21 protein-coding genes are annotated in these 25,163 nt (G+C 33.1%); 11 read left to right on the top strand and 10 right to left on the bottom strand.

Translation table 11 applies throughout. From position 1 onward, the window contains the following. Positions 1 to 347 precede the first annotated feature (347 nt). Positions 348 to 2,948, top strand: coding sequence for a glycoside hydrolase family 2 protein (locus HNP25_RS15915; protein ID WP_221432488.1), 2,601 nt, complete (start codon positions 348 to 350; stop codon positions 2,946 to 2,948). Positions 2,949 to 3,344: 396 nt separating this feature from the next. On the opposite strand, the gene HNP25_RS15910 is transcribed toward HNP25_RS15915, so the two are convergent. Further along, positions 3,345 to 3,995, bottom strand: a complete 651-nt coding sequence (locus HNP25_RS15910; protein WP_184135696.1) for a PAS domain-containing protein — start codon at positions 3,993 to 3,995, stop codon at positions 3,345 to 3,347. 332 nt (positions 3,996 to 4,327) lie between these two features. Here HNP25_RS15910 and HNP25_RS15905 point away from each other — a divergent pair, with 332 nt between their 5' ends. From HNP25_RS15905 to HNP25_RS15880, 6 genes are all read left to right on the top strand, one after another. Continuing rightward, the gene (locus tag HNP25_RS15905) at positions 4,328 to 5,338 is read left to right on the top strand and encodes a hypothetical protein (protein WP_184135695.1); all 1,011 of its coding nucleotides are present in this window, start codon (positions 4,328 to 4,330) and stop codon (positions 5,336 to 5,338) included. Positions 5,339 to 5,538: 200 nt separating this feature from the next. Further along, entirely contained in the window at positions 5,539 to 6,420 is an 882-nt protein-coding gene (locus HNP25_RS15900; protein ID WP_184135693.1) for a hypothetical protein, read from the top strand. Positions 6,421 to 6,507: 87 nt separating this feature from the next. Beyond that, positions 6,508 to 7,248, top strand: coding sequence for a hypothetical protein (locus HNP25_RS15895; RefSeq protein ID WP_184135691.1), 741 nt, complete (start codon positions 6,508 to 6,510; stop codon positions 7,246 to 7,248). A gap of 131 nt (positions 7,249 to 7,379) precedes the next feature. Continuing rightward, positions 7,380 to 8,018, top strand: coding sequence for a hypothetical protein (locus HNP25_RS15890; protein WP_184135689.1), 639 nt, complete (start codon positions 7,380 to 7,382; stop codon positions 8,016 to 8,018). A gap of 851 nt (positions 8,019 to 8,869) precedes the next feature. Next, positions 8,870 to 9,490 carry a hypothetical protein gene (locus HNP25_RS15885; protein ID WP_184135687.1) on the top strand — a complete coding sequence of 207 codons (621 nt, stop codon included), beginning with the start codon at positions 8,870 to 8,872 and terminating at the stop codon, positions 9,488 to 9,490. Between the two features lie 303 nt (positions 9,491 to 9,793). After that, positions 9,794 to 10,504 carry a hypothetical protein gene (locus tag HNP25_RS15880; RefSeq protein WP_184135686.1) on the top strand — a complete coding sequence of 237 codons (711 nt, stop codon included), beginning with the start codon at positions 9,794 to 9,796 and terminating at the stop codon, positions 10,502 to 10,504. Between the two features lie 74 nt (positions 10,505 to 10,578). On the opposite strand, the gene HNP25_RS15875 is transcribed toward HNP25_RS15880, so the two are convergent. The 3 genes from HNP25_RS15875 to HNP25_RS15865 form a co-directional block, all read right to left on the bottom strand. Beyond that, positions 10,579 to 11,676, bottom strand: a complete 1,098-nt coding sequence (locus HNP25_RS15875) for a thioredoxin family protein (RefSeq protein ID WP_221432487.1) — start codon at positions 11,674 to 11,676, stop codon at positions 10,579 to 10,581. 15 nt (positions 11,677 to 11,691) lie between these two features. Further along, positions 11,692 to 12,042 carry a gliding motility protein GldC gene (gene gldC, locus HNP25_RS15870; protein ID WP_184135682.1) on the bottom strand — a complete coding sequence of 117 codons (351 nt, stop codon included), beginning with the start codon at positions 12,040 to 12,042 and terminating at the stop codon, positions 11,692 to 11,694. A 171-nt stretch (positions 12,043 to 12,213) separates the two neighbouring features. Further along, positions 12,214 to 12,936 carry a DUF4197 domain-containing protein gene (locus HNP25_RS15865; protein WP_184135680.1) on the bottom strand — a complete coding sequence of 241 codons (723 nt, stop codon included), beginning with the start codon at positions 12,934 to 12,936 and terminating at the stop codon, positions 12,214 to 12,216. A 150-nt stretch (positions 12,937 to 13,086) separates the two neighbouring features. Here HNP25_RS15865 and HNP25_RS15860 point away from each other — a divergent pair, with 150 nt between their 5' ends. After that, on the top strand, positions 13,087 to 14,325 hold the full coding sequence (locus HNP25_RS15860) for a competence/damage-inducible protein A (protein WP_184135679.1): 1,239 nt from the start codon (positions 13,087 to 13,089) through the stop codon (positions 14,323 to 14,325). Continuing rightward, a complete protein-coding gene (locus HNP25_RS15855; protein ID WP_184135678.1) occupies positions 14,316 to 15,614 on the top strand; it encodes a dihydrolipoamide acetyltransferase family protein in 1,299 nt (432 codons plus the stop codon). Before HNP25_RS15860 ends, HNP25_RS15855 begins: the two co-directional genes overlap by 10 nt. Before the next feature lie 119 nt (positions 15,615 to 15,733). Here HNP25_RS15855 and HNP25_RS15850 read toward each other — a convergent pair whose 3' ends face one another. The 6 genes from HNP25_RS15850 to HNP25_RS15825 all read right to left on the bottom strand — a co-directional run bounded on the left by HNP25_RS15850 (position 15,734) and on the right by HNP25_RS15825 (position 21,861). Further along, positions 15,734 to 16,498: an acyl-CoA desaturase gene (locus HNP25_RS15850; protein ID WP_184135676.1), complete on the bottom strand. Its 765-nt coding sequence runs from the start codon at positions 16,496 to 16,498 to the stop codon at positions 15,734 to 15,736. A gap of 153 nt (positions 16,499 to 16,651) precedes the next feature. Then, complete coding sequence (locus tag HNP25_RS15845; protein WP_184135675.1) at positions 16,652 to 17,329, bottom strand: DUF4159 domain-containing protein; 678 nt, start codon at positions 17,327 to 17,329, stop codon at positions 16,652 to 16,654. Positions 17,330 to 17,360: 31 nt separating this feature from the next. After that, positions 17,361 to 18,062: a 16S rRNA (uracil(1498)-N(3))-methyltransferase gene (locus tag HNP25_RS15840; RefSeq protein WP_184135673.1), complete on the bottom strand. Its 702-nt coding sequence runs from the start codon at positions 18,060 to 18,062 to the stop codon at positions 17,361 to 17,363. Positions 18,063 to 18,090: 28 nt separating this feature from the next. Next, entirely contained in the window at positions 18,091 to 18,984 is an 894-nt protein-coding gene (locus HNP25_RS15835) for a CPBP family intramembrane glutamic endopeptidase (RefSeq protein ID WP_184135672.1), read from the bottom strand. A gap of 11 nt (positions 18,985 to 18,995) precedes the next feature. Then, positions 18,996 to 19,559: a hypothetical protein gene (locus tag HNP25_RS15830; RefSeq protein WP_184135670.1), complete on the bottom strand. Its 564-nt coding sequence runs from the start codon at positions 19,557 to 19,559 to the stop codon at positions 18,996 to 18,998. A 97-nt stretch (positions 19,560 to 19,656) separates the two neighbouring features. Then, positions 19,657 to 21,861, bottom strand: a complete 2,205-nt coding sequence (locus HNP25_RS15825) for a glutamine synthetase III family protein (protein WP_184135668.1) — start codon at positions 21,859 to 21,861, stop codon at positions 19,657 to 19,659. 548 nt (positions 21,862 to 22,409) lie between these two features. Here HNP25_RS15825 and HNP25_RS15820 point away from each other — a divergent pair. Further along, a complete protein-coding gene (locus tag HNP25_RS15820) occupies positions 22,410 to 23,435 on the top strand; it encodes a glutamine synthetase beta-grasp domain-containing protein (protein ID WP_184135666.1) in 1,026 nt (341 codons plus the stop codon). A gap of 152 nt (positions 23,436 to 23,587) precedes the next feature. Then, positions 23,588 to 24,913, top strand: coding sequence for a tRNA (N(6)-L-threonylcarbamoyladenosine(37)-C(2))-methylthiotransferase MtaB (mtaB, locus tag HNP25_RS15815; RefSeq protein ID WP_184135665.1), 1,326 nt, complete (start codon positions 23,588 to 23,590; stop codon positions 24,911 to 24,913). Positions 24,914 to 25,163: the final 250 nt, after the last annotated feature.

Raw genomic sequence — 25,163 nt, 5'->3', positions numbered from 1 at the left:
AAAGCAACAATTTTCCATTCTTGATATTTTACAATTATTATATACCGATACTTCAATTTTAAAGATTGTTAATATTCACCTCAAATATCATTACATCTTACATATATTGCCGATTTCAAAATAAAAGCTAGGTGTTATTGCTTATTTTCAAATCAAATCATACACAGAAGTATAATAATCCCAAATATTATGTATTAAATTTAGCCTATCATTCATCAGCAATGAAGAAGGCTTGACTTTCCTTGTGAACGTCAGGCAACTGAGTACTTCTAAAAATATTAATAATTTTTAATCTTACTATGTCCAATTTTTTAAAACTAAATCTCAAACAGTTTCATCTTATATTGATGTTATTGTTTGTACAACAAATCCAAGCACAAAATCAGTACGAACTGAATAGTGCTTGGAAATGTAATCCCATTAAAAGCACTAAAGAAAGTGGTGAAGTAATCTCCTCTCCTAGCTTTTCGCTTCGTAATTGGAAACCTGCCGTTGTGCCGGGGACAGTGCTTACAAGTATGCTTGCCAACAAAGAAGTGCCAGATCCTTTTTATGGCATGAACAACGAGAAAATTCCAGATATTTATAATACTGGCAGAGAGTATTATACTTATTGGTTTGCCAAAGATTTTAAAGAAAGTATTCCTGCTGATGGATCAGAGGTTTGGTTAAAATTCAGAGGTATTAATTATAGCTGTGATGTTTTCTTGAATGGTAAAAAAGTAAACCAGAAAGTATTTGAAGGAATGTTTTTACGTCAATCTTTCAACATTACAAAATTCTTGACAAAAGACGGCAACAATCGTTTAGCAGTGATTGTCTATCCTCCTTACACTGTCGGAAATGCCAATGGTGGACAAGGTGGTGATGGAACGATTGCTAAAAACGTTTCGCTACAATATACTGCTGGTTGGGACTGGATTCGTCCAATCCGTGATAGAAATACGGGTATCTGGGATAAAGTTTATATCGAAAAAACAGGCAAAGTAAATTTAAAAGACCCGCATGTTATTACGCTAGTTCCTGAAAAAAGGATGCCCGATGCGATTCAAAAACCTGCAATCATCAAAGCTTCTGCCGATTTAGAGAATCCTTCTAGCCAAAAAGTAGAAGGCACTTTAGTTTATACCATTGATGGAATGAAGGTATCGAAAAAAGTAATTCTTCCTCCGAATAGCACAACTACTGTTTCTTTAGCTGATTTATCTTTAAAGAATCCTCGTTTATGGTGGCCTGCTGGTTATGGAAAACAAGAATTATATGATACTAAATTTGAATTTATCGTCAACGATAAAGTATCCGACCAAGAAGCTGTAAAAGTGGGCGTCCGTGAAATTCAAACAGATTGGAATGCACATACGGCTAGTCGCCAGATTTATGTAAACGGACAAAAAGTATTTATCAAAGGCGGTAACTGGATTATCTCTGATGCGATGCTACGTTTTACTGACGAGCGTTATGATGCAGAAATTCGTTTTCATCGTGATATGAATTTGAACCTTATTCGTATTTGGGGCGGTGCTTTGGTAGAACGTCCAGAGTTCTATGCGGCTTGTGATAAATATGGAATGTTGGTTTTTCAAGATTTCTGGATGTCGGGCGATTGCAATGGTCGTTGGGTTGACCCAATGAAGAAAGAAGACCAATGGACTAGAAGAAATTATCCTGATAATCATCAATTATTCTTAGAATCTGCTGCCGACATGATTAAAATGGTGAGAAATCATGCTTCTTTGGCAATATGGTGTGGCGGAAACGAGATTACTCCTCCAGAAGACATACTAATTCCTTTAAGAGATGAGATTTTGCCTAAATTAGATGGTACTCGTTGGTTTATTGATTATTCAAACTCTGATGAAATGTCATTTAATTCACTAGGAGGTAATGGCGACGGCCCTTATGGTATTCAGCCACTTGATGTTTTCTGGAATCAACGTACTTTTCCTTTTAATTCAGAAGTTGGTTCAGTAGGTACGGGTGATTATGAATCTTTGAAACGCTTTATTCCTAAAGAAAACCTTGTTGTTCCTTATCACGATGCTAACCAAAAACCAGATTCTGTTTGGACATACCATACTTATACAGGCGTTGGTTATAATGAATTCATAAATCCTTATGGAAAACCTAAAGACATCAAAGATTTTGGTTTGAAAGCACAATTAGTAAACTATGATCAATATCGTGGCTTAATTGAAGGTTTCTCTTCACATATTTGGGATTGGTACACAGGTCTAATCATCTGGAAAACACAAAATCCTTGGACTGCCATGCGTGGACAAATGTATGATTACTATTTAGACCCTAACGCTTGTCTATATGGTTTAAGAAATGGTGGTGAATTAGTACACATCATGGCAAATCCTGTTGATGGTATGTTGATGATGGTCAACAATGATTTCAAAGCACGTAGAAATTTAATGTTAGTAGCCAAAGCGTATAAGATAGACGGTACTGTTAAAGAAATTACGCAAGTGTTTACTTATATCGAAGCAAGTTCTGTGAAAAAGATTCTTTCGGTAAAAAAGGTTTTAGATGAAATCGGTGCGGAAGATGGTTCGTTTTTGTCATTACAATTATTAGATGAAAACAAACAAATCGTAAGTGATAATATGTATTGGTATCCGAACGCTAAAGGAGAATATACTGGTTTACAAAAAATGAAAGCTGCCGAAAACTTAAAAGTTTCAGTAAAAAGTATTGCATCGGGTAAAGTACAAGTCACATTAACAAACCCAGCAAATAACCCAATCGCTTTCTTTAATAGAGTATCATTGGTAGATGCCACCAGCAAAGAAAGAATCTTACCAGTATTTTACAATGATAATTATGTTTCTATCGCTCCAGGTGCTGAGAAAACCATTATCATCGACAACGTTCCTTTACAAACAAAATCACAAGTATCCATTGAAGGTTGGAATTACGCTTTGAAGTATTTCAATGTTAATTAAAGTCTATGAGATTATGAGTTTAAGGTTTATAAGAAGTATTCTGTAACGTTGTTAGAACAATATCATTATTTCTCACTAGGGCTGGACTTTAGTCCAGCTAAGAGAATAAAAGAAAATAATATCTCCGCCGTTGTTCGTGTCTCACGAACAACTCAAAATGACACGAACAACGGCAATTTTATCATTGTAACATTCTTCTCATAAACCCTAAACTCATAAACTCTTAAACTCAAAATAAACTTCTCCACTGTTCGTGTCCCAAGAACAACCAACAGCTATTCTTCTCATAAACCCTCAACTCATGCACTACTCTCCACTGTTCGTGTCTCACGAACAACCAACAGCTATTCTTCTCATAAACCCTAAACTCATGCACTCATAAACTCAAACCAGACTCTAAGCATCTTCCTTATCCCTAAGCTTACTAACCACTTCAGTAATTTCTCTGGTATAAACATCCAATCTACTTGCAGCGTTTTTAATAGCCGACATAAAAGTGCCTAGCTCTTCTTGTGTAAGTAAAGATTCATCATATAAATTACAAATCCCCAACATTAATGTAACAGGATGACGCACTTCATGCGAAATCTTGAATAACACCTCTTCTAAATCCTTAATTCGCTGCTCTCTTTCCTCCTCCGCTTTTTTACGCTCATCAATAGGAATTCTAATCGAGAAATATTGAATAATTTGTTGATTTTCATCAAAAATAGGGAGAATGATACTATCCTGCCAGAAGTAAGTTCCATCTTTAGCAATGCTTTTCACATCACTACGCCACATTTCTCCTGAGGAAATCGTTTGCCACATTTCTTTAAAAAATGTACTGGAATGATAATTAGCATTTAAAATTCTATGATTCTTTCCTAATAATTCCTCTTCTTGATATTTACTAACCTCACAAAATTTCTTGTTGACATACACAATGATTCCTTTTGTATCAGTGACAGAACAAATGATACTTTCGTTGATTGCCATTTGATATGCCTCCAGAAACCTTAACAATTCCCGTTTTGACTTATCCTTAAAAGTATAATTCTCTGCCATAATTGTGTATCACCTTTTGATTGAAAAAAGTAAAATTAAGAAAGATGAATTTATAAAGTTAAAAACTGACAAAAAGCAGTTTTTGAGTGATTCATTAACAGTTGTTTCTGCCGATGTTGAAATAATTTACAACTAGACAGGACTCTGTAATGTGATTATCATTAGCGTGTTACTAACGCAAAGCTTGTTTGCGAAAATATAAACAAGGACGGAATTAATAAAATCATTGTAGCTTTAACGCTTGCAATTACCGTTTTCTATTCCAAGCAATAAAGGCAACAGCAAGGGATTGCCTCTACAACAAACCAACTAATCTAAAAATATGTAAAACAATGAAGAAATTAAAGCCAAATAATTATCTTTATCAATTGCAAATCAATAAACTGCACAAAACAATGACAACAATTTCAACACAAAGACATCTGTATAGATTTTACATCATCTTTACGATAACCTGTGCTTTCTTTCTATTCTATGGTTCAACAATCTTACTATCTACAATTAATAAGCTACAAAATGATGAGCTAGTAGGAAAAAATTGGATAAGATTTCTCTTTGGATTAGGTTTAATTACATACTCTCTTTACCAAGCATTTACCTATTTCAAAAAAACGCCTTCGGTTAGAATCAAAAATGATACTATTACTTTTGGCGATAGTGAATCATTCCTTATCAAAGACATTACGGACATTACTTTCTCCACAAAAATACCTTTTAATAAAACTTATAGAAATGATTTAGAAGGGATGATTATTCAGTTTGAAAATGGTACAGAAAAAGTGCTTTATGATGATTTGTATAAGAATTTATGGGAAATAAAATCTTTCCTTTATCAAGTAGTGGAACAACAACAAGCCTTCCAAGCATTTGAAGTAAATCAGCATGAATCTGTGGATTTAACGTCAACAGAAACGAAGGTTTTTGATGGAAATAAATTTACAAGTTATAGAGAAATTATACTAGGGGTTTTTCTTGCCTACTTTGCTTATTCAATCTACTCAATGACGAACAATCCTTACTCACCCACCATAATATACATTTTATTATTTTTAATAACAGGCATTATCTATTTTTCTTGGATGATGAATTACATCATTATTGCCAACGATTATCTGGTTATCAAAAATCGTACTATCTGGTTTTGGAAAAATATTTATGTTTTAAATGACATCAAAGAAATAGTCTTTGAAACTGCTGGAAAAAGCCCTAATGCTATCAGAATCATCACCAAAGACTTCAAATCTACCTCACACAAAGCATCCACATTAAGTGATACTACTTGGCTACAATTAGAAGAACAATTAAACATAAAAGGTATTGAAGTAAGGAATGAAATTATTTGAAATTCATAAGCTGACTTAAAAATCCTCGCTTGGCGTAGTGTTTTCACTACGTCAGTGTGTCAAGCCTTCTTAGAAGGCAACGGCTAGTGGTATATAATTATTCCCTTTCAATCATAAATCTGCATTAATTCTATAAGGTTTTAAAAACCTTATAGAATTATAGTTACAACACAAACTAGACAGAAACAACGTAATGCTCTATGAAAATACTAGAATGGTTTTTTAGACCTAAGCCACTTGATACACAAGCATTAGCAGAAAAATATCCTGATATTACCTTTGAGATGTGTTTTAAACTAGATACCCTTGAGGTATCTGAAATTATTGACCTTGTCAATAATCCAAACATTGGTTACATCCTTAAACGATGGATAGGATACAATGATTTCTCAATTGAAAAAGCTAATAGCGTTTTTTCAAAAATGAAAAAAAAGAGATTTTTCCATTATGGTCATCTTCTTTACGATATAGAAAATAAACATAGATTAAGCATATCAAGAGTTGTCCCAATTATCAGTCCAGCATTAATCCGAATAATTTGGAATGGAAGCATAGAAAATTTTAATTTGTCAGTATTTGAACATTTTTTTAATCATAAAGGCTTTGTTTGTGCTTACTCTTTTTGGGAATTAGATGAGTTTTTACAAAATGAAACATTCGTAAGAAACTATGAAAAAAAAGAGATACCGATTGACAAAAGGAAAGTTTTACGCATTGATGGTGAAAGGCGAATAAATATTGATGGAAACCCGGGAAGAAAACGACAAGTGTGTAATATGATGCTGAGGTCTTGTTGGCGAATGTGGTTTGGGGAACAAGCTTATGAAATGATAAAAAGGGAGAAAGTAGAAGGATTCGAAGAAGGTATTCAGAATATTTTGCTTGAAAATGGATTACGGTTCATAGAATTATATGATAATCCTTTTGAATCAAATGAACCAAACAATAGAGAAATTCAGCAAAAATTTAATGAAACTATTGATATTGAGAGCATATATAAATATTGTTTGGAACATTTTGGAATGCGCATCCCTATTGGAAGCACTAAAGCAGAATGGGGACAAAATTGGAGAGCAGATTGAAAAGTTAGTTATTGGTTGTATGTAAAAAATAGACAAGGGTACAAATTTTCATAAGCATTAACTAGTACTATTTAACCAAAATAAAATATGAAATTCGAGACTTATAACTATTGGGATTATTCATTAAACAAACCTTTGTCTATAGACACTTCTAAGACATTTAAAAACGAATTAATAAAACAAGTATCTATTCAGCTAAAACAGCTTTTAGGCGAAATATTTGACCCTGAAGATTTTTTAATAATATTTAAAGATTTTCCTCAAATCATCGAAAATACATCAAAAACAACGGTGTATCAATTTCGACTATCTTATTATACGCATTATGCCACTGATGTCACACTCCATTGGGAAAATCTAAAAGGTGATAATCCAATCAATTGTGCAGAAGAAATCGAAAAAGATAGTATCCGTATTTGGATTGAAGATTTTAATGTAGAATATTTAAAAAGAAATCTTATCAAATACGCTTATCTAAAGCGAAAAGTATTTTTGGATGGGTATCGCTTTGTTGTAGTAGTTAAAAAACCAGATATTGACATTAGCATGAAGATTATTTTTGATAAAAATCTCTCTGCTGAACAAGCTGATTCCCTTGAGCATTTTATCGGCAAATCAATCAGCAATTATAATGAAAATAATCAGCAAGGAATAGCAGGTTTTGAAGGATTAATACATTCTTTTTCATTAAAAGAATTCAAAAATAAAGACTATGCAATCTTTCAAATAGATTTAGGAAGTACTGCTGATATAGGTATGAAAAAAATAATACAAGACTTAAGCGATAGCAGTCTTAACATAAAAAAAATTGAGATAAAGGGAGTATAGATTTAAAAATAGGCATTAGCAAACTGCAAAGGCTATAATTAGTTTTTCTTAATTGTCATTTGCGTGTTATTCATGTATTAGTTATTTGAAAAAAATAAATAGCGGTAAATAAACATCATAGTTCTTTTAAAATGAAAAAATTAGTTGATAGTCATTATGGTATGCTTTGGGAAGTACCCATGGCTCAGGATTTAGGCTTTGCTTATGTCCAAACAATTTGTTTGGCAGAGTTTGGACATATAGGTACAATAGTAAAAGTGCTTAATTATCGAAGCGATAAACCTCGTAAAGAAAAAGTAACAACCTTTTTTGAGCAATTTGATTTTTTGTCAACACCGATTTTAGGAATAAATCCACCCCCACAGAGAGGAGATCATAAATGGAGAAAACTAGATTACTTTCCTTTGAGTCAAGAAGATTTGTCTTGTCCAGAGTTTACATCTCCTTTAAATTATAAAGATTATACCAAACCAGAGGACTGCCAATGGTATGTCTTTTCTGATACATCTGTTGGTTCTCAATTTGAAGATATGATATTTAATTACGATGATGTTAAGCATTTAAGTATGATTATCTTTACAAATTTACGATATATGAGACATCGCATAACGCTTGAGTGGATGAAGTATTTAGGGTTGGATTATGAAAAATACCAAATGGAAGAAGAACGTCAATACATTTATATAGAAGACCAAAAGTATTTTGTGAAGTGTGGGGTAGATTATTCAAAAGTTGATAAATCTATAAGAGGTAGAGCGTTAAGAAGATAGTCGTTAGAAAACCCTTGCTTGGCGTAGTGAAAAACACTCCGCCAAGCGGGGGCATTAGTCCTATAAGGTTTTTAAAACCTTATAGGATTATACGAAAAACCATAAACACCTAAAAAACAATAAATTACATTGATTATTACCCTAAAAATCCCAACCTTATCATTTTATCATAATTTAATAAAAATCATAAACATTAGTTTATTCCCTCCTTTGATATTCCTTTAGCTGATTTGTATTAATTTCCTATTAAAACAGCCTATTTTATAATTTCTCTATCATCATCCCTCCCATTTCAGACAGTACCTGACTTAAAGCTTGTTGGTGAAAAGAACAATAAAGACTGAAAAAATATTTTATAGGGTTACATTAATCCATTGTAAGTCTATTTTATAGTTTTTACATGTTACAATGAGCTATTGTTATATCAAAATACAATTTTTACGTATTACAATTAGCCATTGTTATACTATAATAAAATTGATATGTATAACAATAAGCTAATGTTATACTGCAATACAATTTTTACGTATAACAATGATTTATTGTAATACTACATTTTAATTTTTACGTGTTACAATGAGTCATTGCAACACTATTTTACAATTATTCCGTATTACAATGATTCATTGTTACACTACAATAAAATTTTGTAAACAAGAAAAAAAGCAAAATTATTCATCAATAAAACTAGCCTGAGTGATTCCAAATTAATTTTATAAAGAAAAATTTGAGCTAAATATTCAAAAAAAACTTATCTTTAAACAAAGATTTCAAGATTAAGTTATTATAAATCAATACTTTAATTATCTACTTTATTCCATACATGTTCAACATTTAAAACAACCAATGATATGCCTAAAATTACCATCCTCAGAAGTTTTAAACGATACAGAGAAGATGAATTAAACATCAAGACTTCGACAATTATTCAAAGCTTAACAGGAAACCCTCATTTTCCTACTCCACAACCTAGTTTAGAGGAAATTAATCAGAGCAGAATAGCTTTTCTGGATGCTTTGGTCGCTTCAAGAACTGGAAGCAAACAGGCAACTCTTTATAAAAAAGAATGTAGAAGTATTTTAGAAAAACAATTAGAATTGTTGGGCTTGTATGTAAATATGAATTGTTTTGATAATGAAGTAATAGCCCAAAGTTCAGGATTTGATGTTAAAAAGAAAGGAAAGCCCGTTGGTATTTTATCCAAACCCAGTAATTTGACGGTAGTCAACGGCCCAGTAAAAGGTACTTTAATCGCCAATATAGATAGAATACACAGAGCTAAAAGCTATATTTATCAGATTACGACTTCCCCAATAACAGAAACAAGTATTTGGGAAACGCATATCATCAGTCGCAAAAAAATGGTATTTGAAAACCTACAATCAGGCACAGAATATGCCATCAAAGTAGCCGCAGTTGGTAAAGAACCAATGTTGGTGTATTCGGATGTAGTGTTTAGTTATGTTTTATGAGAATGATATACTTTCTTGAAAATGTTATTCTGCCCTTGTTGGAATTATTTCCAACAAGACAGGCGTCAGCAACGCATCATTTCGTCTATAATTAATTTTGCCTGTCTTGTTGGTGAAAAAACACCAACAAGTTCAGAGTGCCTTCAATCCTGTAAGGTTTTAAAAACCTTACAGGATTATACTTAGCTCTAATAATAAAAATTCCTTATAATTCAATCATAAAAGTAGCGCTTACACTCAAGATTTAATTATCTTTATTGTATCAATTAATATTTCTAAACATTTCAATAAAATACACAAAACATGAAAAAATTACTACTCACCGTTTTTGCTTCTTTGGCATTCTCAAGTACTTTTGCCCAACAAACAGAGCTACATTTCGCCTTAAATTCTGGACTTTTTTCATTTCATGGCGATGCGACTAATGCTAATTCAAATATTAACTACAGTGCAGATATTAAAAGAGGGTACACCAATAATCCTTATGGCACGAAATCGGCACTTTCGTATGGTTTCTCTGGGAATTTGAAGAGAGTTACCAAAAAGAATTTTATTCTTGGGCTTGACCTTGGCTATGAAAGTCTGAGAAGTAAAGTAAATCTTCTTGGAGTATATGGAAGTCCTCAATCTCCTGGTAATCTTCTTACAACCGAAGGGAGTACAATTTTAAGTGCAGATTTTATCAATATCTTTCCATCTCTTGGTCATCGCTTTCATACTAAGAAATTAGCCATTGATTTAACTGGAGGTTTTGATATTGGTACCAATCTAAAAACGCATGAAAACGGAAAAGCAACAGCTGTGGACGGTACAGTATTTACTACTGATATTGAAAGAAAAACCATCAATACTGAAGTTAGACCAAGAATTCAACTTGCAGTAAATTATAACAAAATGGGCGTTTATGCAGGTTATTCTTATGGCTTTATGAGTTATAAAGCAGGTTATGTTGGTGGTTCAACAGAATGCGTTGCAAGACTGATACGTTTTGGAGTAACTTACAGATTGTTATAAGAAAAAGACATACAATAAAAAAGCGTCTTGAAATTGAATTTTCAAGACGCTTTTTTATGTATTTATGCTCTAACTTATTTACTCTTTGCATCCCAAAGAGCGGCTTTGGCTAAAGCGGCTTTATCAGAACTTCTGGCTTTAATCCAGTTACTCAAGAATTTGTATGATTTCTTATCTGTTGTAGCATCTACTAAACTATCTAACACAGCAAGAGCTTTCGGCACTTGTCCTTCACGGAAATAAGCCGTTGATTCTTCTCTCCAAACTCTGCCGTTAATAGATTTTTTATCTACGCCTAGTTTAGCCAAGTTTGCTCTTACTTGATTGATTTTTGCCACAGAATATTTCATTCCACGACTACTGTACAAAGAATACATGATAATATTTTCAGCCGTTTGCTTTACCAAGTTTTTATCATATTTGGCATTGAATTCTCCTAAATGGCTAATCATGTATTCAAAGATATTGTTCTCATCGTCCATTATGACTTTTTGCAATAATAAAAAGCTGGTATTATTGCTGTATTGTGTTGCAGGAACGATTTTCGCATAATTATTCATCACATTGATATTATCAAGTGTATCACGCATGATTCTCGCCATAAAACCGTATTCAATCAAGAAGCTAGCATCACGATTCCCAGAACGATAGCTTGCTTTGTAATTACTGGTGCGTTGTTTAGGGTCGATAGCTTTGTTGGCAGCTTCAATTAATGCTTGAGGAGTATTATAATTTTCACCCAAAACAGTGATGTGCATTAATTTTACATCTTTATCAAAAAACAAAAGCGTTGGAGTCGAAGGAATCCAAATACCTTGTTTGTTCAAGAAAGCTGCTCCTTCTGCCGAAGTAATATCTAATTTATAATTGATAAAGTTTTGATTGTAGAGGCTTCCTACTTGGGCATTTTCAAAAGTAGGCTTAAAAGCATTACAAACATGACAAGTAGGAGCATATACTTCTAAATGTACAGGTTTGTTTTGTGCTTTAGCTAAATCGAAAACGGTTTTGAGGTTTCCGCTTTGTAAAAAAGCTGTTCCTTTTTGTGCAGTAACTAAATGCGTGAGGAATACAAAAAGAGAGAGAATAAAGAATTTTTTCATGGTTAAAAATGGATTATTGCGAATGAGTATCACAAAAATATGCCAATCTCCTTTGAAAGAAATTGGCATTAACAATCGTTAACATTATTGCTGTTGTTCAGCGGCTTTAATTTCTTCTTGCAGATTTTTAGTTAAAGTTCTACAAAGGTTATCAATTAAAGTGGACATCTTTTGGTCGCCAGTGGCATCTACTAAGGTATTTCCAATACTTCCGATTACTTCAATGTAAAAACGTTTCATTTCTAAAACGTCCATATCTTTAGTCCAAAGCGGTAAAGCTAAAGTTCCTTTGTGGTAATGATCCCAAACACCTACAAAGATTGATTTTGTTTCTTCAATACCTTCGTTTGGATTGTCTGTTGCAGACCATTGAATTTGTTCAGGGACACTTTGATCGTCTAATGTTACTTTAAAATTAATTTCAGAATGTTTCATTATAAAAGATGGGTACTTTTTATATAATTGTTTTTTAATTGAATCGCTAAAAAGATTGATAGTCAAGTAATCAATACAACTCAAGCAACGTTTTAGTTTATTGTAAAAAACTGACAATTAGTAACTTGAAGTACTAATCACCAATCACTATTTACTAATCACTACATAATGCTATTGATTTGCAAAAACTTTTTTCAATAAATCCGATACACGAGCAGCAGGATTTTCTCTAATTTTCTGTTCTTCTTGAGCGACTAAAAGGAATAACCCATCAATTGCTTTTTGAGTTGCATATTGTTTCAAATCTGGGTTTACTTTTTTTGAAAAAGGGATTTTATTGTATGTTGTAGCAATTTCTCCATACAATTTTGTAGCACCTGTTGAATTGATAGATTCTTCCATCACTGGTGCAAAAGCATTGGTTAAAGCTACCGAAGAAGTTCTTTTTAAGTAATTAGTAGCAGCATCTTTATCGCCTTTTAAAATACTCAAAGCATCTTGAATCGTCATTTTAGTAATAGCATCCACAAAGATAGGAACTGCTTTCTCTGCTGCTTTCTCTGCTCCACGGTTTAAAGCAGTAATAAATTTATCGCATTGAGCACCCAAGCCAATCTGACGAAGTTTTTGTTCAACATTCTGTGCTTCGGGTGGAAATAACAATTTAATCGTTTGATTACCAAGATAACCATCTAAAGCAGAAGCCTTTGATGAACTGTTTTTAATACCAACTGTTAAGGCTTCTTTTAAACCTTTTCCGATTTCATCCGTTGTTAAAGCGCCAGGAGTGCCACTCAAAACATCATTAGCTTGTTTGAGGATATTACCAATATTCTGTGAATTACAGCTACTTACAGAAAACAATAATGATAGGCCTAAGAAAATTCTTTTCATTTTTTTAAATTTCAATGTTTAACAATATGAAAACTGACAAATTTTGTGGAAAGTCATTGTCATTTAAACGCCAAAACACTTGAATTTGTGTAATTTTGAACAAAAATAATCAATTAGGACTAAGCCTTTAGCTAAAAGGTAAAAATAAAAATGATTAGAGCAGAGATAATCACTATCGGTGATGAAATACTTTACGGGCAAATTACCGATACTAATACACAGTGGATTAGTGCTGAACTTGATAAAATAGGGATTCGCACCGTTAGAAAATCATCCGTTGGCGATACAGAAGAAGCCATTTTACAAATCTTTCAAGAAGCCACAGATAGAGCAGATTTAGTGATTGTAACGGGTGGACTAGGGCCAACCAAAGATGATATTACCAAAAAGACATTTTGTAAATACTTCAATACAACACTGGAAGTACATCAAGAAGCTTTGACTGATTTAACAGAATTCTTTAGAAAAAGAGGAAGAGAAGTAACAGGCTTAAATCTTGGTCAGGCAGAGTTACCTGCCAATGCTACTTATATCAAAAACACCATGGGAACTGCACCCGGCATGTGGTTTGAACAAAATGGAGTAGTTTATATTTCAATGCCAGGCGTTCCTTATGAAATGAAAGGTCTGATGACACTTTCCTTATTACCTAAAATTCAAGAGTATTTTAAAACTCCTGTAATTTTCCATAAAGTAATTCGCACTGTTGGTATTGGGGAATCATTATTAGCAGAAATGATTGACGCTTGGGAAGATGCACTTCCTCCGCATATCAAGTTAGCTTACTTACCATCAATGGGAAGCGTAAAGTTACGTCTGACAGGCTTTGGAGAAGACATTAAAGCACTTGAAAAAGAAGTAGAAGATAAATTTGAAAAAGTATTGCCTATCATCAAAGACTATGTGTATGGTTTTGGGAACGAAGAACTAGAAGAAGCAATTGGTCGTTTATTGAAAGAAAAAGGCTATACAGTTTCAACGGCAGAGAGTTGCACTGGTGGTTATTTAGGTCATCAATTCACGAAAGTTGCAGGAAGTTCAGCTTATTTTATGGGCGGAATTATATCGTATGACAATGCTGTTAAAATAAATCAATTAGGCGTAAAAGCAGAAACCTTAGCACAATTCGGAGCAGTTTCAGAGGAAACAGTCATCGAAATGTCAGAAAATATTCGCAAATTATGCCAAACAACATTTGGTTTGGCAACAAGTGGCATAGCAGGACCCGACGGAGGAACAACAGATAAACCAGTAGGTACTATTTGGATTGCCATCGCTTCAGAAACACAAACAATCACAAAGAAATTGCAATTGGGTGGATTTCGTGAACAAAATATTCATCTTACAGCAATCAACATCCTGAATTTATTAAGAACAACATGGCTTTAATCGAAGTAATTATGCCCAAAATGGGCGAGAGTATCATGGAAGCTACTATTTTAAAGTGGCTTAAAGGCATAGGCGAAAAAATTGAAGCCGATGAATATTTACTAGAAGTAGCAACTGATAAAATTGATACAGAAGTACCTTGTACTGAGTCGGGTATTTTAACAGAAATTTTGGTTCAAGAAGGAGAAATTGCTGAAATTGGAAAACCAATATGTATCATTGATACAGAGGGAGAAGAAGGAGATACTTCACCCAAAGCAGAGATTATTTCTGAAAAGCTTGCTCAAGAAATTGAAGAAATCAAAATCTTAACAGGTATAAATCTTGACCCAACAAGCCAAGAAACAGTTTCAAATGCAGGTGCTAGATTTTATTCGCCTTTGGTTTTAAGTATTTCAAAAGAAGAAAACATTTCAACGGCTGAACTAGATGCTATCGTTGGTTCTGGTTCAGATGGAAGAGTAACTAAACATGATATTTTAGCTTATTTAGAAAATAGAAAAACAGCTAAAGTAAGTATCCCAGTAGTAAAAACTCCTGAGAAAATCGTTTCAAGCTCAGCTCCTGTTTTCACTTCTGGTACAGATGAAATTATTCAGATGGACAGAATGCGTAAAATGATTGCAGAGCGTATGATAGAATCTAAAAGGGTTGCTCCACATGTTACTTCATTCGTTGAAACAGATATGACAAATGTGGCGATTTGGAGAAACAACGCTAAAGATGCTTTCAAAAAACAATATGGCGAAAACATTACTTACACGCCAATTTTAGTAGAAGCAATCGTTAATGCCATTAAAGATTTTCCGCAAATCAATGCTTCTGTTAATGGTGATAAAATTATTTACAAAAAGAACATCAATGTCGGAATGGCTGTTGCTTTGCCTAATGGCAATTTAATTGTTCCAGTAATTCATCATGCTGATTCTTATAATTTGATTGGTTTGACCAAGAAAATCAATGATTTAACTAAAAGAGCCAGAGAAAATAAACTAAAGCCAGAAGACTTAGAAGGCGGCACTTATACTTTCTCTAATATCGGTACTTTCGGGAACATTATGGGTACTCCTATTATTGTTCAACCACAAGTAGCGATTATGGCATTTGGTGCTATCCAGAAAAAACCAGCGGTGATTGAAACGCCTCAAGGAGATTTATTGGGGATTCGCCATAAGATGTTTATTTCTCATTCTTATGACCACAGAATTGTTGATGGTTCATTGGGCGGTCAATTTGTAAAGCGAGTATCTGATTACTTGGAGGCTTTTGATATTGATAGAAAACTGTAGTAAGCTTTAAGCCATAATGAATAAAAAAGACCTGATTGAAATTCAATCAGGTCTTTTTTATTCATTATATCTAAATATTGAGAATCTCTAAATCACTCATTCATTAATTCACTCAATAACTAGAACTCTGCATCAGCAGGTTTGCTTAAATTTGGTTTGATGATTCTTAACCAGATTAATAATTTAATCATTGGATAAGTTGGGTCAAATTCATACCATTTTGAAGCGAAATTCATACTGTTAGGCAATTTGTGATGATTGTTTTGAAATAACTCTCCCATCATCAAAAAGTCGAATACTAAAGAGTTTCTAGATTTATCTTTATTGTCATGATTTTGATAACCATACTTATGACCCGACCAGTTTACGATTGCACCATGAACAGGTCCCATCAAAAAGTGAATAGGCAATAAAAAGAAAAATGCCCAGTGCATATCAAAATAAACAAAAGCTACTACATACATCATCACATAAGCAATACCCCAACCAATTCTTGAAACCCAATGGTCACCTAATTTTTCAATCGTTTTTGAAAAAGGATAGTTGTGATCAAAACGCTCTTCAATTTTAGAACTGTTATTCAACAAAGCATTGTAAATATCTTTTGTCTTCCACATCATTGAAAATACATTATCTGAAAAATGTGGAGAGTGAGGATCCTTCTCGGTATCGCTAAAGGCATGATGCATACGGTGCAAAATTGCGTAAGCACGTGGACTTAAATAAGATGAACCTTGAGAAACGTAAGTGAGAAAATAGAAAAATTTCTCCCAAAACTTATTCATAGTAAACATCTTGTGTGCTGAATAACGATGTAAAAAAAACGTTTGGCTAAACAAAGATAAGTACCAATGAATGATAAAAGCGGGCAATACCAACTGCATGATTATATTATTATTTTAATTTGTTTTTGTTATTGAGAATTTTAAAGACAGATTATTGCTAAATAAATGACTTTTGTAATAATCGTCTAACAAAGTTACCAATTGTTTATTAAAAAGGTTTTAAATCTTTTATATTCTGACATTTGCAAGGCTTTAAAAAGAAGTAAGCGAATATGATAGTAGGTTTGCACCCATCTGCAATGCTTTCAAACGAATCGTTTCTGGATCTTTATAAACAGCTTGGTCTTCCCAACCATTTCCTAAATCGCTTTCAAAACTATAAAAACAGACCAATCTTCCTTCATAAATTAAACCAAACCCTTGTGGAGGTTTGTTGTCATGTTCATGTATTTTAGGTAAACCATTGGGAAATTTGAATTTTTGATGATAGATAGGATGATTAAAGGGTAATTCAACAAAACTTAATTCAGGAAAAACCTTTTTCATTTCTCTACGTATAAATTTATCTAAACCATAATTATCATCAACGTGCAAAAAACCTCCGCCTACTAAATATTTTCTAAGATTAGCCACATCTCCATCGCTAAACACAACATTTCCATGTCCTGTTAAATGCACAAATGGATAAGTAAATAATTCTGGGCTTGAAGGCTCTACAATATCTTCTTCAGGAGCAATATTCGTTCTGAGATTACTGTTACAAAATTTAATTAGATTCGTTAATGAAGTCTTGTTACAATACCAATCTCCACCTCCTCCATACTTCATTTTAGCAATTTTAAATGAATATTGAGCAAAGCTTTGATGATTAAAAACCAAGAAAAAAGTTAACAATAAAATACTAGCAATATTTTTATGGATATTCTTCATTGTTGAATTACTCGATTGTTTACTCACTTCATTATTGATTAATTAAATTCAAGGTAAAACAAGCTGCTAAACCTGCGGTTTCTGTTCTTAATCTACTTTTTCCTAAAGTAACAGGCTGGAAACCTTTTTTCAAAGCTTGTGCTATTTCATCTGGATTAAAATCGCCTTCTGGGCCAATTAATACTGCATAATTCCCTTTTGGATTTGCTAAATTTTGGATTAATTTCCTGTCACCTTCTTCCAAATGTGCAATCATTTTCTGATTTTCATTTATCTCTTTTTGCAAAAAAGCTTTCCAAGTAATCATTTCATTGATTTTGGGCAAAAATGCTTTTAAAGATTGCTTCATCGCTCCTATCGCAATTTTCTCTATTCTTGCCGTTTTAATCTCTTTACGCTCTGAATAACGAGTTTGAATAAAAGAAATTTCATGAATGCCCATTTCTACACATTTTTCAACCATCCATTCAATTCTATCCATGTTTTTGGTTGGAGCAATGATTAAATGTATGTAAAAATCTTGACGTTCATAGTTTTGTTGCTCTTCTACAATTTTTACTTCACACTTTTTTTCGTGTGCGACCCTAATTTCACAAGTATAAAAACCACCTTTTCCATCTACAACATACAATTTACTTCCGACCGATAAACGAAGTACTTTTATAGCATGGCGAGATTCTTCTTCATTCAACAATAAAGTTTGCTTGATATTCGGTTCGTAAAATATATTCATGGAAATAATCTTCGTATAGTGCTAAAAATCATTTAGTGCTTTCAGCAGAAGTGTTTGAGTTGCGAAAATAAAAGTAAATAAAAAAAATCCCCAATACTACAATGGGCAAAGCAACGATCGAACCTTCAAAGCCAAAAGCTCCACCAGTCCATAAAATATCGCCCTTTACGTTTTGAGAAACGATTCCTTGAATATCATGTCCTGATACTTCAAAGCCAAAAACGGCTCCTTGAAAGAAATTCCAAGTAAAATGTAGCCCAATTGGAAACATTAAGTTTTTTTGAAAGATAAAATAAATTCCTAGAAGATAGCCTGCTAAAGTTAGATTGACAAGAGGAATGAAGCCAATATGATTATTCATTAGATGTAAACCTGCAAAAATAAATGCAGAAGTACTTAGTGCGACATACTTATTCATGCCTTCTAATAAAGTACTCAGCACGTATCCACGTGCCATCAGTTCTTCTGAGGTAGCTACAGGTATAAAAAAGAAAATATATGAAACGAAAATTATGGGATTAAATTCAAGCTTTACAACTTGAATGAATCCCATAATTTTCAATATGGCAAATCCAATACTTATTAAAAAGATACCGACAGTACATCCAAAGGCAAAATCCTTACTTTTATTTTTCCAATCTAGCCCCAAACTTTTGAGTGAAATGCTTTTTCCTAGCATTCTTGGATAAAGCCAAACAGCTAATATTTCAAAGAATAACCCTCCTATTTCATACACCAATAATTTATCGTAGTGTTGAGTTTGGTTGATTATTTCATATAACTTATCATAATCAATTTGATAAACGAAAGTCAAAAGAAATACAAAGAAAGCTCTTCCTAGTCCCACAAAAAAAACGAAGAACAACAAAAATCCAACGACTTTAATAAGTGACTTTAACCAAATTGGAGAATTACTAAACATTTAAAAAGGAATTAGTCTTCAGCTTCTGTTTTGAAAGAAAACAAAGTTGGGTTTAATTTGAAGTTACCCGATAAATAATCGTCCACAAATTTAGTAACTACTTTGTCATTTACTTCATCAACATTCAAACATACTTCTAATCCGATTCCGAATTCAAAATCTTCATCAATTTCTAAATGCTCAGAAAGTTTAATTTCTTCATTTTCTTCAATTTCCTCAATCAATTCAGTAATGAACAATTCTACTTCTTCATCCATTGCCTCGTTTGAAGTATAAGTCTCATCACGGTTCTCAACAGGAATATATAAAGGAAACGACTTCATCGCTTGGCGCTCAGCTGTTTCATAAACAATACTGTTGTAATGCAAACGCAGAGAGTAAATAACGGCATCAAAAATTGCTTCTTGCCCTTTATACTCACCTACAAACTGAACGTGAACAAATTCTTCAACGTTATCAGGTTCATCATTCAGTTCGTCTTCAAAGTAAACAAACTTCTTTCCTGCTTCTTTGCATTCCTTTTTTAACTGTTCAATTTCTTTAGGGTCTAGTCCCGGATTCGATTTTAATGACATATTACAATAGATTAATTTATGTGTCAAAGATAACAAAAATGCCCACTAACGCAAAAGTGCTGTGGGCATTTTAAGACTTAATTATTACATATATTACTTATCTAATCAGTAACAATTCTCTGTATTTTGGTAAAGGCCATTCATCATCGTCAACGATAAGTTCTAATTTATCTACACAATAACGAATTTCCTCCAAGAAATTCTTCACTTTCGTACTATAAAGTCTCGCTCTTTCAGCAGTATCTTCCACATTATTAGCTTCTTTTCTTGCTTCTGTCATTTCATCAACTAAATTGTTGATTTTAGCAGTATAGATAGATATTTTCTTAATAATTTCAATTGTCGGAGCGTAATACTGAGGATCAATTCCAATCTCTTTTTGGCCACGAACATTATCAACTAACTGAGTTTGATACTTCAAAGAAGTTGAAACAATATGATTGATAGCCAAATCACCAACAACCCTTGATTCGATTTGAATTTTCTTGATATAATTTTCAATCTCGATTTCATAACGTGCGTGCATTTCAATTTCGTTGAAAATACCATGTTTCGAGAATAAATCAATTGCCGATTTCTCCAAATATTTTGTCAATGCCTCAGGAGCAGTCTTTAGATTTGACAATCCTCTTTTAGATGCTTCCTCTGCCCATTCCTCAGAATAGCCATTTCCTTCAAAAAGTATTTTTCTTGATTGTTTTACATATTTTTTCAATACTTCAACAATTGCTAATTCTTTTTTGATTCCTTTTTCCAAATAAACATCCACTTCCTCACGGAATTGCAATAATTGATTAGCTACAATCGTGTTGAGGATTGTCATTGGTGCTGCAGAATTGGCAGATGAACCAACAGCTCTAAACTCAAATTTATTACCCGTAAAAGCAAAAGGAGAAGTTCTATTTCTATCAGTATTATCTAATAAAAGTGCTGGAATTTTGTTGATTCCTAATCTTAGATAAACATTATCTCCTTTTTCTAATTTAATATCGTGCATTTCTGAAAGATTTTCTAAATCATTCAATACACGAGTCATTTCTGTTCCGATGAAAATTGAAACAATCGCTGGAGGTGCTTCATTCGCACCTAAACGATGTTCGTTTCCAGCTGTTGCGATAGAAGCACGCAATAAATCTGCATAATCATGAACAGCTTTGATAGTGTTCACAAAGAAAGTAAGGAAACGTAAATTTTCTTTTGGTTTAGTTGATGGTCCTAAAAGGTTAACACCAGTATCTGTAGCCAAAGACCAGTTATTGTGCTTCCCAGAGCCGTTGATACCTGCAAAAGGTTTTTCATGAAAAAGTACTCGCATTTTATGTTTTGCAGCTACTTTATTCATTAAGTCCATCAAAAGAGCATTGTGGTCACAAGCTAAATTTGCTTCTTCAAATGTTGGAGCAACCTCAAATTGTGCTGGAGCAACTTCGTTATGACGAGTACGCACTGGCATACCTAATTTCAAAGCTTCCAATTCAAAATCAACCATAAAAGCATTTACTCTTGAAGGAATCGAACCAAAATAATGGTCTTCTAATTGTTGACCTTTAGCTGGTGAATGGCCAAAAACGGTTCTTCCAGACATCATCAAATCTGGACGAGCGTTATACAATGCTTCATCCACCAAGAAATATTCTTGTTCAATACCAACAGAAGCCGAAACTTTTGATACTTCACGACTGAAGTATTCATTCATTACTTTTGTAGCTGCTTTATCAATCAATTCACTTGATTTCAACAAAGGTGTTTTGTAATCTAAAGCTTCGCCAGTATAGGAAACAAAAACCGAAGGAATACATAAAGTAGCAGTACCTGCTACGTTTTCCATAATGAAGGCTGGCGAAGAAGGATCCCAAGCAGTATAACCACGGGCTTCAAAAGTAGAACGAATACCACCATTTGGGAAAGAAGAAGCATCAGGTTCTTGTTGAACTAATGCTGAACCTTTAAATTTCTCAACAGCTTTACCTTTACCCGTAATGTCAAAAAAAGCATCGTGCTTTTCGGCAGTAGTACCCGTCAATGGTTGAAACCAGTGTGTATAATGTGTTACTCCTTTCGACAAAGCCCATGATTTCATTGCAGCTGCAACTTCATCAGCTGCCTCTCTATCAATTTTCTTACCGTCTTCAATTGCATTTGTAATTTTCAGATAAGCTTCTGGGCTTAATAAGGAACGCATTACTTCATCATTAAAAGTATTACTTCCGTAATAATCGGTTACTTTCTCCGTCGGTATTTTTACCGGTACAGTCGGACGAGACTGAGCTAACTCAAGTGCTTTAAATCTTGCAATTGCCATATAAAATTTTTCAGATTATTTTTTTAATGTTAATGGATATTTCACACAAGGTTTTGACTGAAGCCTCAAGCAAACTACTTATTACATTTCAATCGCTACCTTTTAATTCCATTAAATAATAAACTCACGCATAAATGTAATTGAAATTTATTTTTTATTAATTAATCACTCTTAAAATTTAAAAAAATAGCTTCAAATCAACTTTTTCATGTAAAAACAATATCCTTCAAATATCACAATTTTACTGACATTAAAATAACTAAAGAAAAAATTTAACTATTTCAAGAACTTTACATTTTGTTCTGCAAATATTTTGATTTACAAAATAAAGTATTGTAATTTTGATAATAACAAAATATAATTTCATCATTTTAAACAAAGCAATTATTTGACGCATTAGAATAGTTCAAATCAGGCGCAAAAACTTGCCTATGTTTAAAAATTTCATAAAAATCATTTTTTTCTTGTGAAATTCAATTTTTGAAGTATAAATTTGTAGCAAGAAACAAGGAAATTAACCAAATATTAAAAAATCCAATAACAAAATCATGGCAAAAGCTAAACTTGAGTACATTTGGTTGGACGGATACAAACCAACTCAGAGCCTTCGTAGTAAAACTAAAATTGAGAATGATTTTAGCGGGAAATTAGAGGATTGCGACATGTGGTCATTTGATGGTTCATCAACAGAACAAGCTCCAGGTGGTTCTTCTGACTGTCAATTGAAACCTGTTTTCATTTGCAAAGATCCTGAGCGTTCTTTATTGGGAACTCCATCTTATCTTGTAATGTGCGAAGTTTTAGATTCTGAAGGAAATCCACACGAGTCTAACGGTCGTGCTACGATTGAAGATGATGACAATGATTTCTGGTTTGGTTTTGAACAAGAATACTTTTTGTACGATTTAGCGACAAACCTTCCTTTAGGTTTCCCTTCAAACGGTTATCCTCGTCCACAAGGGCCATATTACTGTTCAGTTGGAGCTAAAAATGCTTACGGACGTAATATTGTTGAAGAACATTTAGAATATTGTCTTCAAGCTGGGTTGAACGTAGAAGGTATCAATGCTGAAGTTGCTGCTGGACAATGGGAATTCCAATGTTTCTCTAAAGGTGCTAAACAAGCTGGCGATGAAATCTGGGTTGCTCGTTATTTGTTAGAAAGAACTTGTGAGAAATACGGTGTTTGGGTTAACTACCACTGTAAGCCACTTGGTGATACTGACTGGAATGGTTCAGGTATGCACGCTAACTTCTCTAATACTGCTCTTAGAACAGCTGGTAAGAAAGAAACTTATGACATTATCTGTCAAGCATTTGCCCCTTACGTGAAAGAACATATTGAAGTATATGGTGCTGATAACCACTTACGTTTAACTGGTAAGCATGAAACACAATCTATCGATCAATTCTCTTATGGAGTTTCTGACCGTGGTGCTTCAATCCGTATTCCAATTGCTGCTGTTCAAAAAGGATGGAAAGGATGGTTGGAAGATCGTCGTCCAAACTCAGCTGCAGATCCATACAAAGTTGCTGCTCGTATCATCAAAACTGTTAAAACTGTTGAAGTTTAGTTTTGAGATTAGACATATATCAAAAAAAGCTCGGCTAATTTAGTCGGGCTTTTTTATTGATATATCAGATAATCAGCTAATAATGAATTCTATATCTAGCTAGTTTTGAATTTTTAGCTACAAATTTCAATCTTGATAACTATCTTTGCAGTATGAAAAAAGTAGCATTTTATACATTAGGCTGTAAACTTAACTATTCTGAGACCTCAACCATCTCAAGAATGTTTGAGCAAAAAGGTTATCAAAAAGTTGAGTTCAATCAAAAGCCAGACATATTTATCATCAATACTTGTTCTGTTACTGAAAATGCGGACAAGAAGTGTAAGAAAATTGTAAAAGAAGCCAATAAAATAAATCCTGATGGATACGTAACAATCATAGGTTGTTATGCACAATTAAAACCACAGGAAATTGCTGATATTGAAGGAGTAGATGCGGTATTGGGTGCAGCAGAAAAATTTCAATTGATAAATTTATTAGATGGTTTTGTAAAAGAGCCTTCAGGCAATAAAGCCAAAGTCTATAATCAAAATATTGAAGAAGCTGTGGAATACCATACTTCGTATTCATTAAACGACAGAACTCGTACTTTCTTGAAAGTACAAGATGGTTGTGATTATCCTTGTGCTTATTGTACGATTCCATTGGCTAGAGGAGGAAGTCGTTCTGATACTATAGCAAATGTATTAAAAGCGGCTCGTGAAATCGCTGAAAGTGGCGTAAAAGAAATCGTTTTGACGGGCGTAAATATTGGAGATTTCGGTCTTCAAAATGGGAAAAGAGAAAATACTTTTTTAGATTTAGTAAAAGCGTTGGATGAAGTTGAAGGTATTGAACGCTTTAGAATTTCTTCAATTGAGCCAAATTTGTTGACTGATGAAATTATAGCTTTCGTAGCAAGCTCAAAACGATTTGTTCCTCATTTTCATATTCCATTACAGTCAGGTTCTAGCAAAGTATTGGCTTTAATGAAAAGACGCTACAAAAGAGAGCTTTATGTAGATAGAGTAACTAAAATCAAAGAGTTAATGCCTAATTGTTGTATTGGCGTTGATGTAATTGTAGGTCACCCAGGAGAAACCGACGAAGAGTTTTTAGAAACTTATAATTTCTTGAACGAGTTACCAATCAGCTATTTACACGTTTTTACTTATTCAGAAAGAGAAAATACAACTGCATTGGCTATAAAACCTGTAGTGCCAATGAATAAAAGAGCTGAACGTTCAAAAATGCTTCATATTTTATCTGATAAAAAAAGAAGGTATTTCTACGAACAGCATCTCGAAAATTCATTTACAGTACTTTTTGAAGAAGATGTTGAAAATGGACAAATGCAGGGTTTCACTGAGAATTATATCAGAGTAACTGCTAAATATGACCCAATTTTGATTAATGAAACAAAAAAAGTAAAACTTTCAACCATCAACGAAAATATGCTTGTAGAAGTTGAAGAAGTTGAGGTTTATGAAACACATTAAAATTAATTGATAGACAATATTTTAACGAGACTATTCTAAAAAGGATAGTCTCGTTTTTATTTTACTCCTAAACTACTGAAAACTACTCTACCCGAAGATTTCTTTAAAGTTTTGATTGTAAGACATTTGTATATTTATCCATTTTGCAAATGCCTCAAAGCATTTATTCCAGAGTTGGACAAAGACTTTTGTAGGATTCTTAAATCCTCGCCTGATAATATTCAATCCTTTTCTGAAAAAGCTATTGGCT

This window comes from Arcicella rosea (genome assembly GCF_014204325.1).
Taxonomy (GTDB): Bacteria; Bacteroidota; Bacteroidia; order Cytophagales; family Spirosomataceae; genus Arcicella; species Arcicella rosea_A.
Note: the sequence above shows the minus strand (reverse complement) of the source record. Positions and strands in the feature narration are given on the sequence as shown.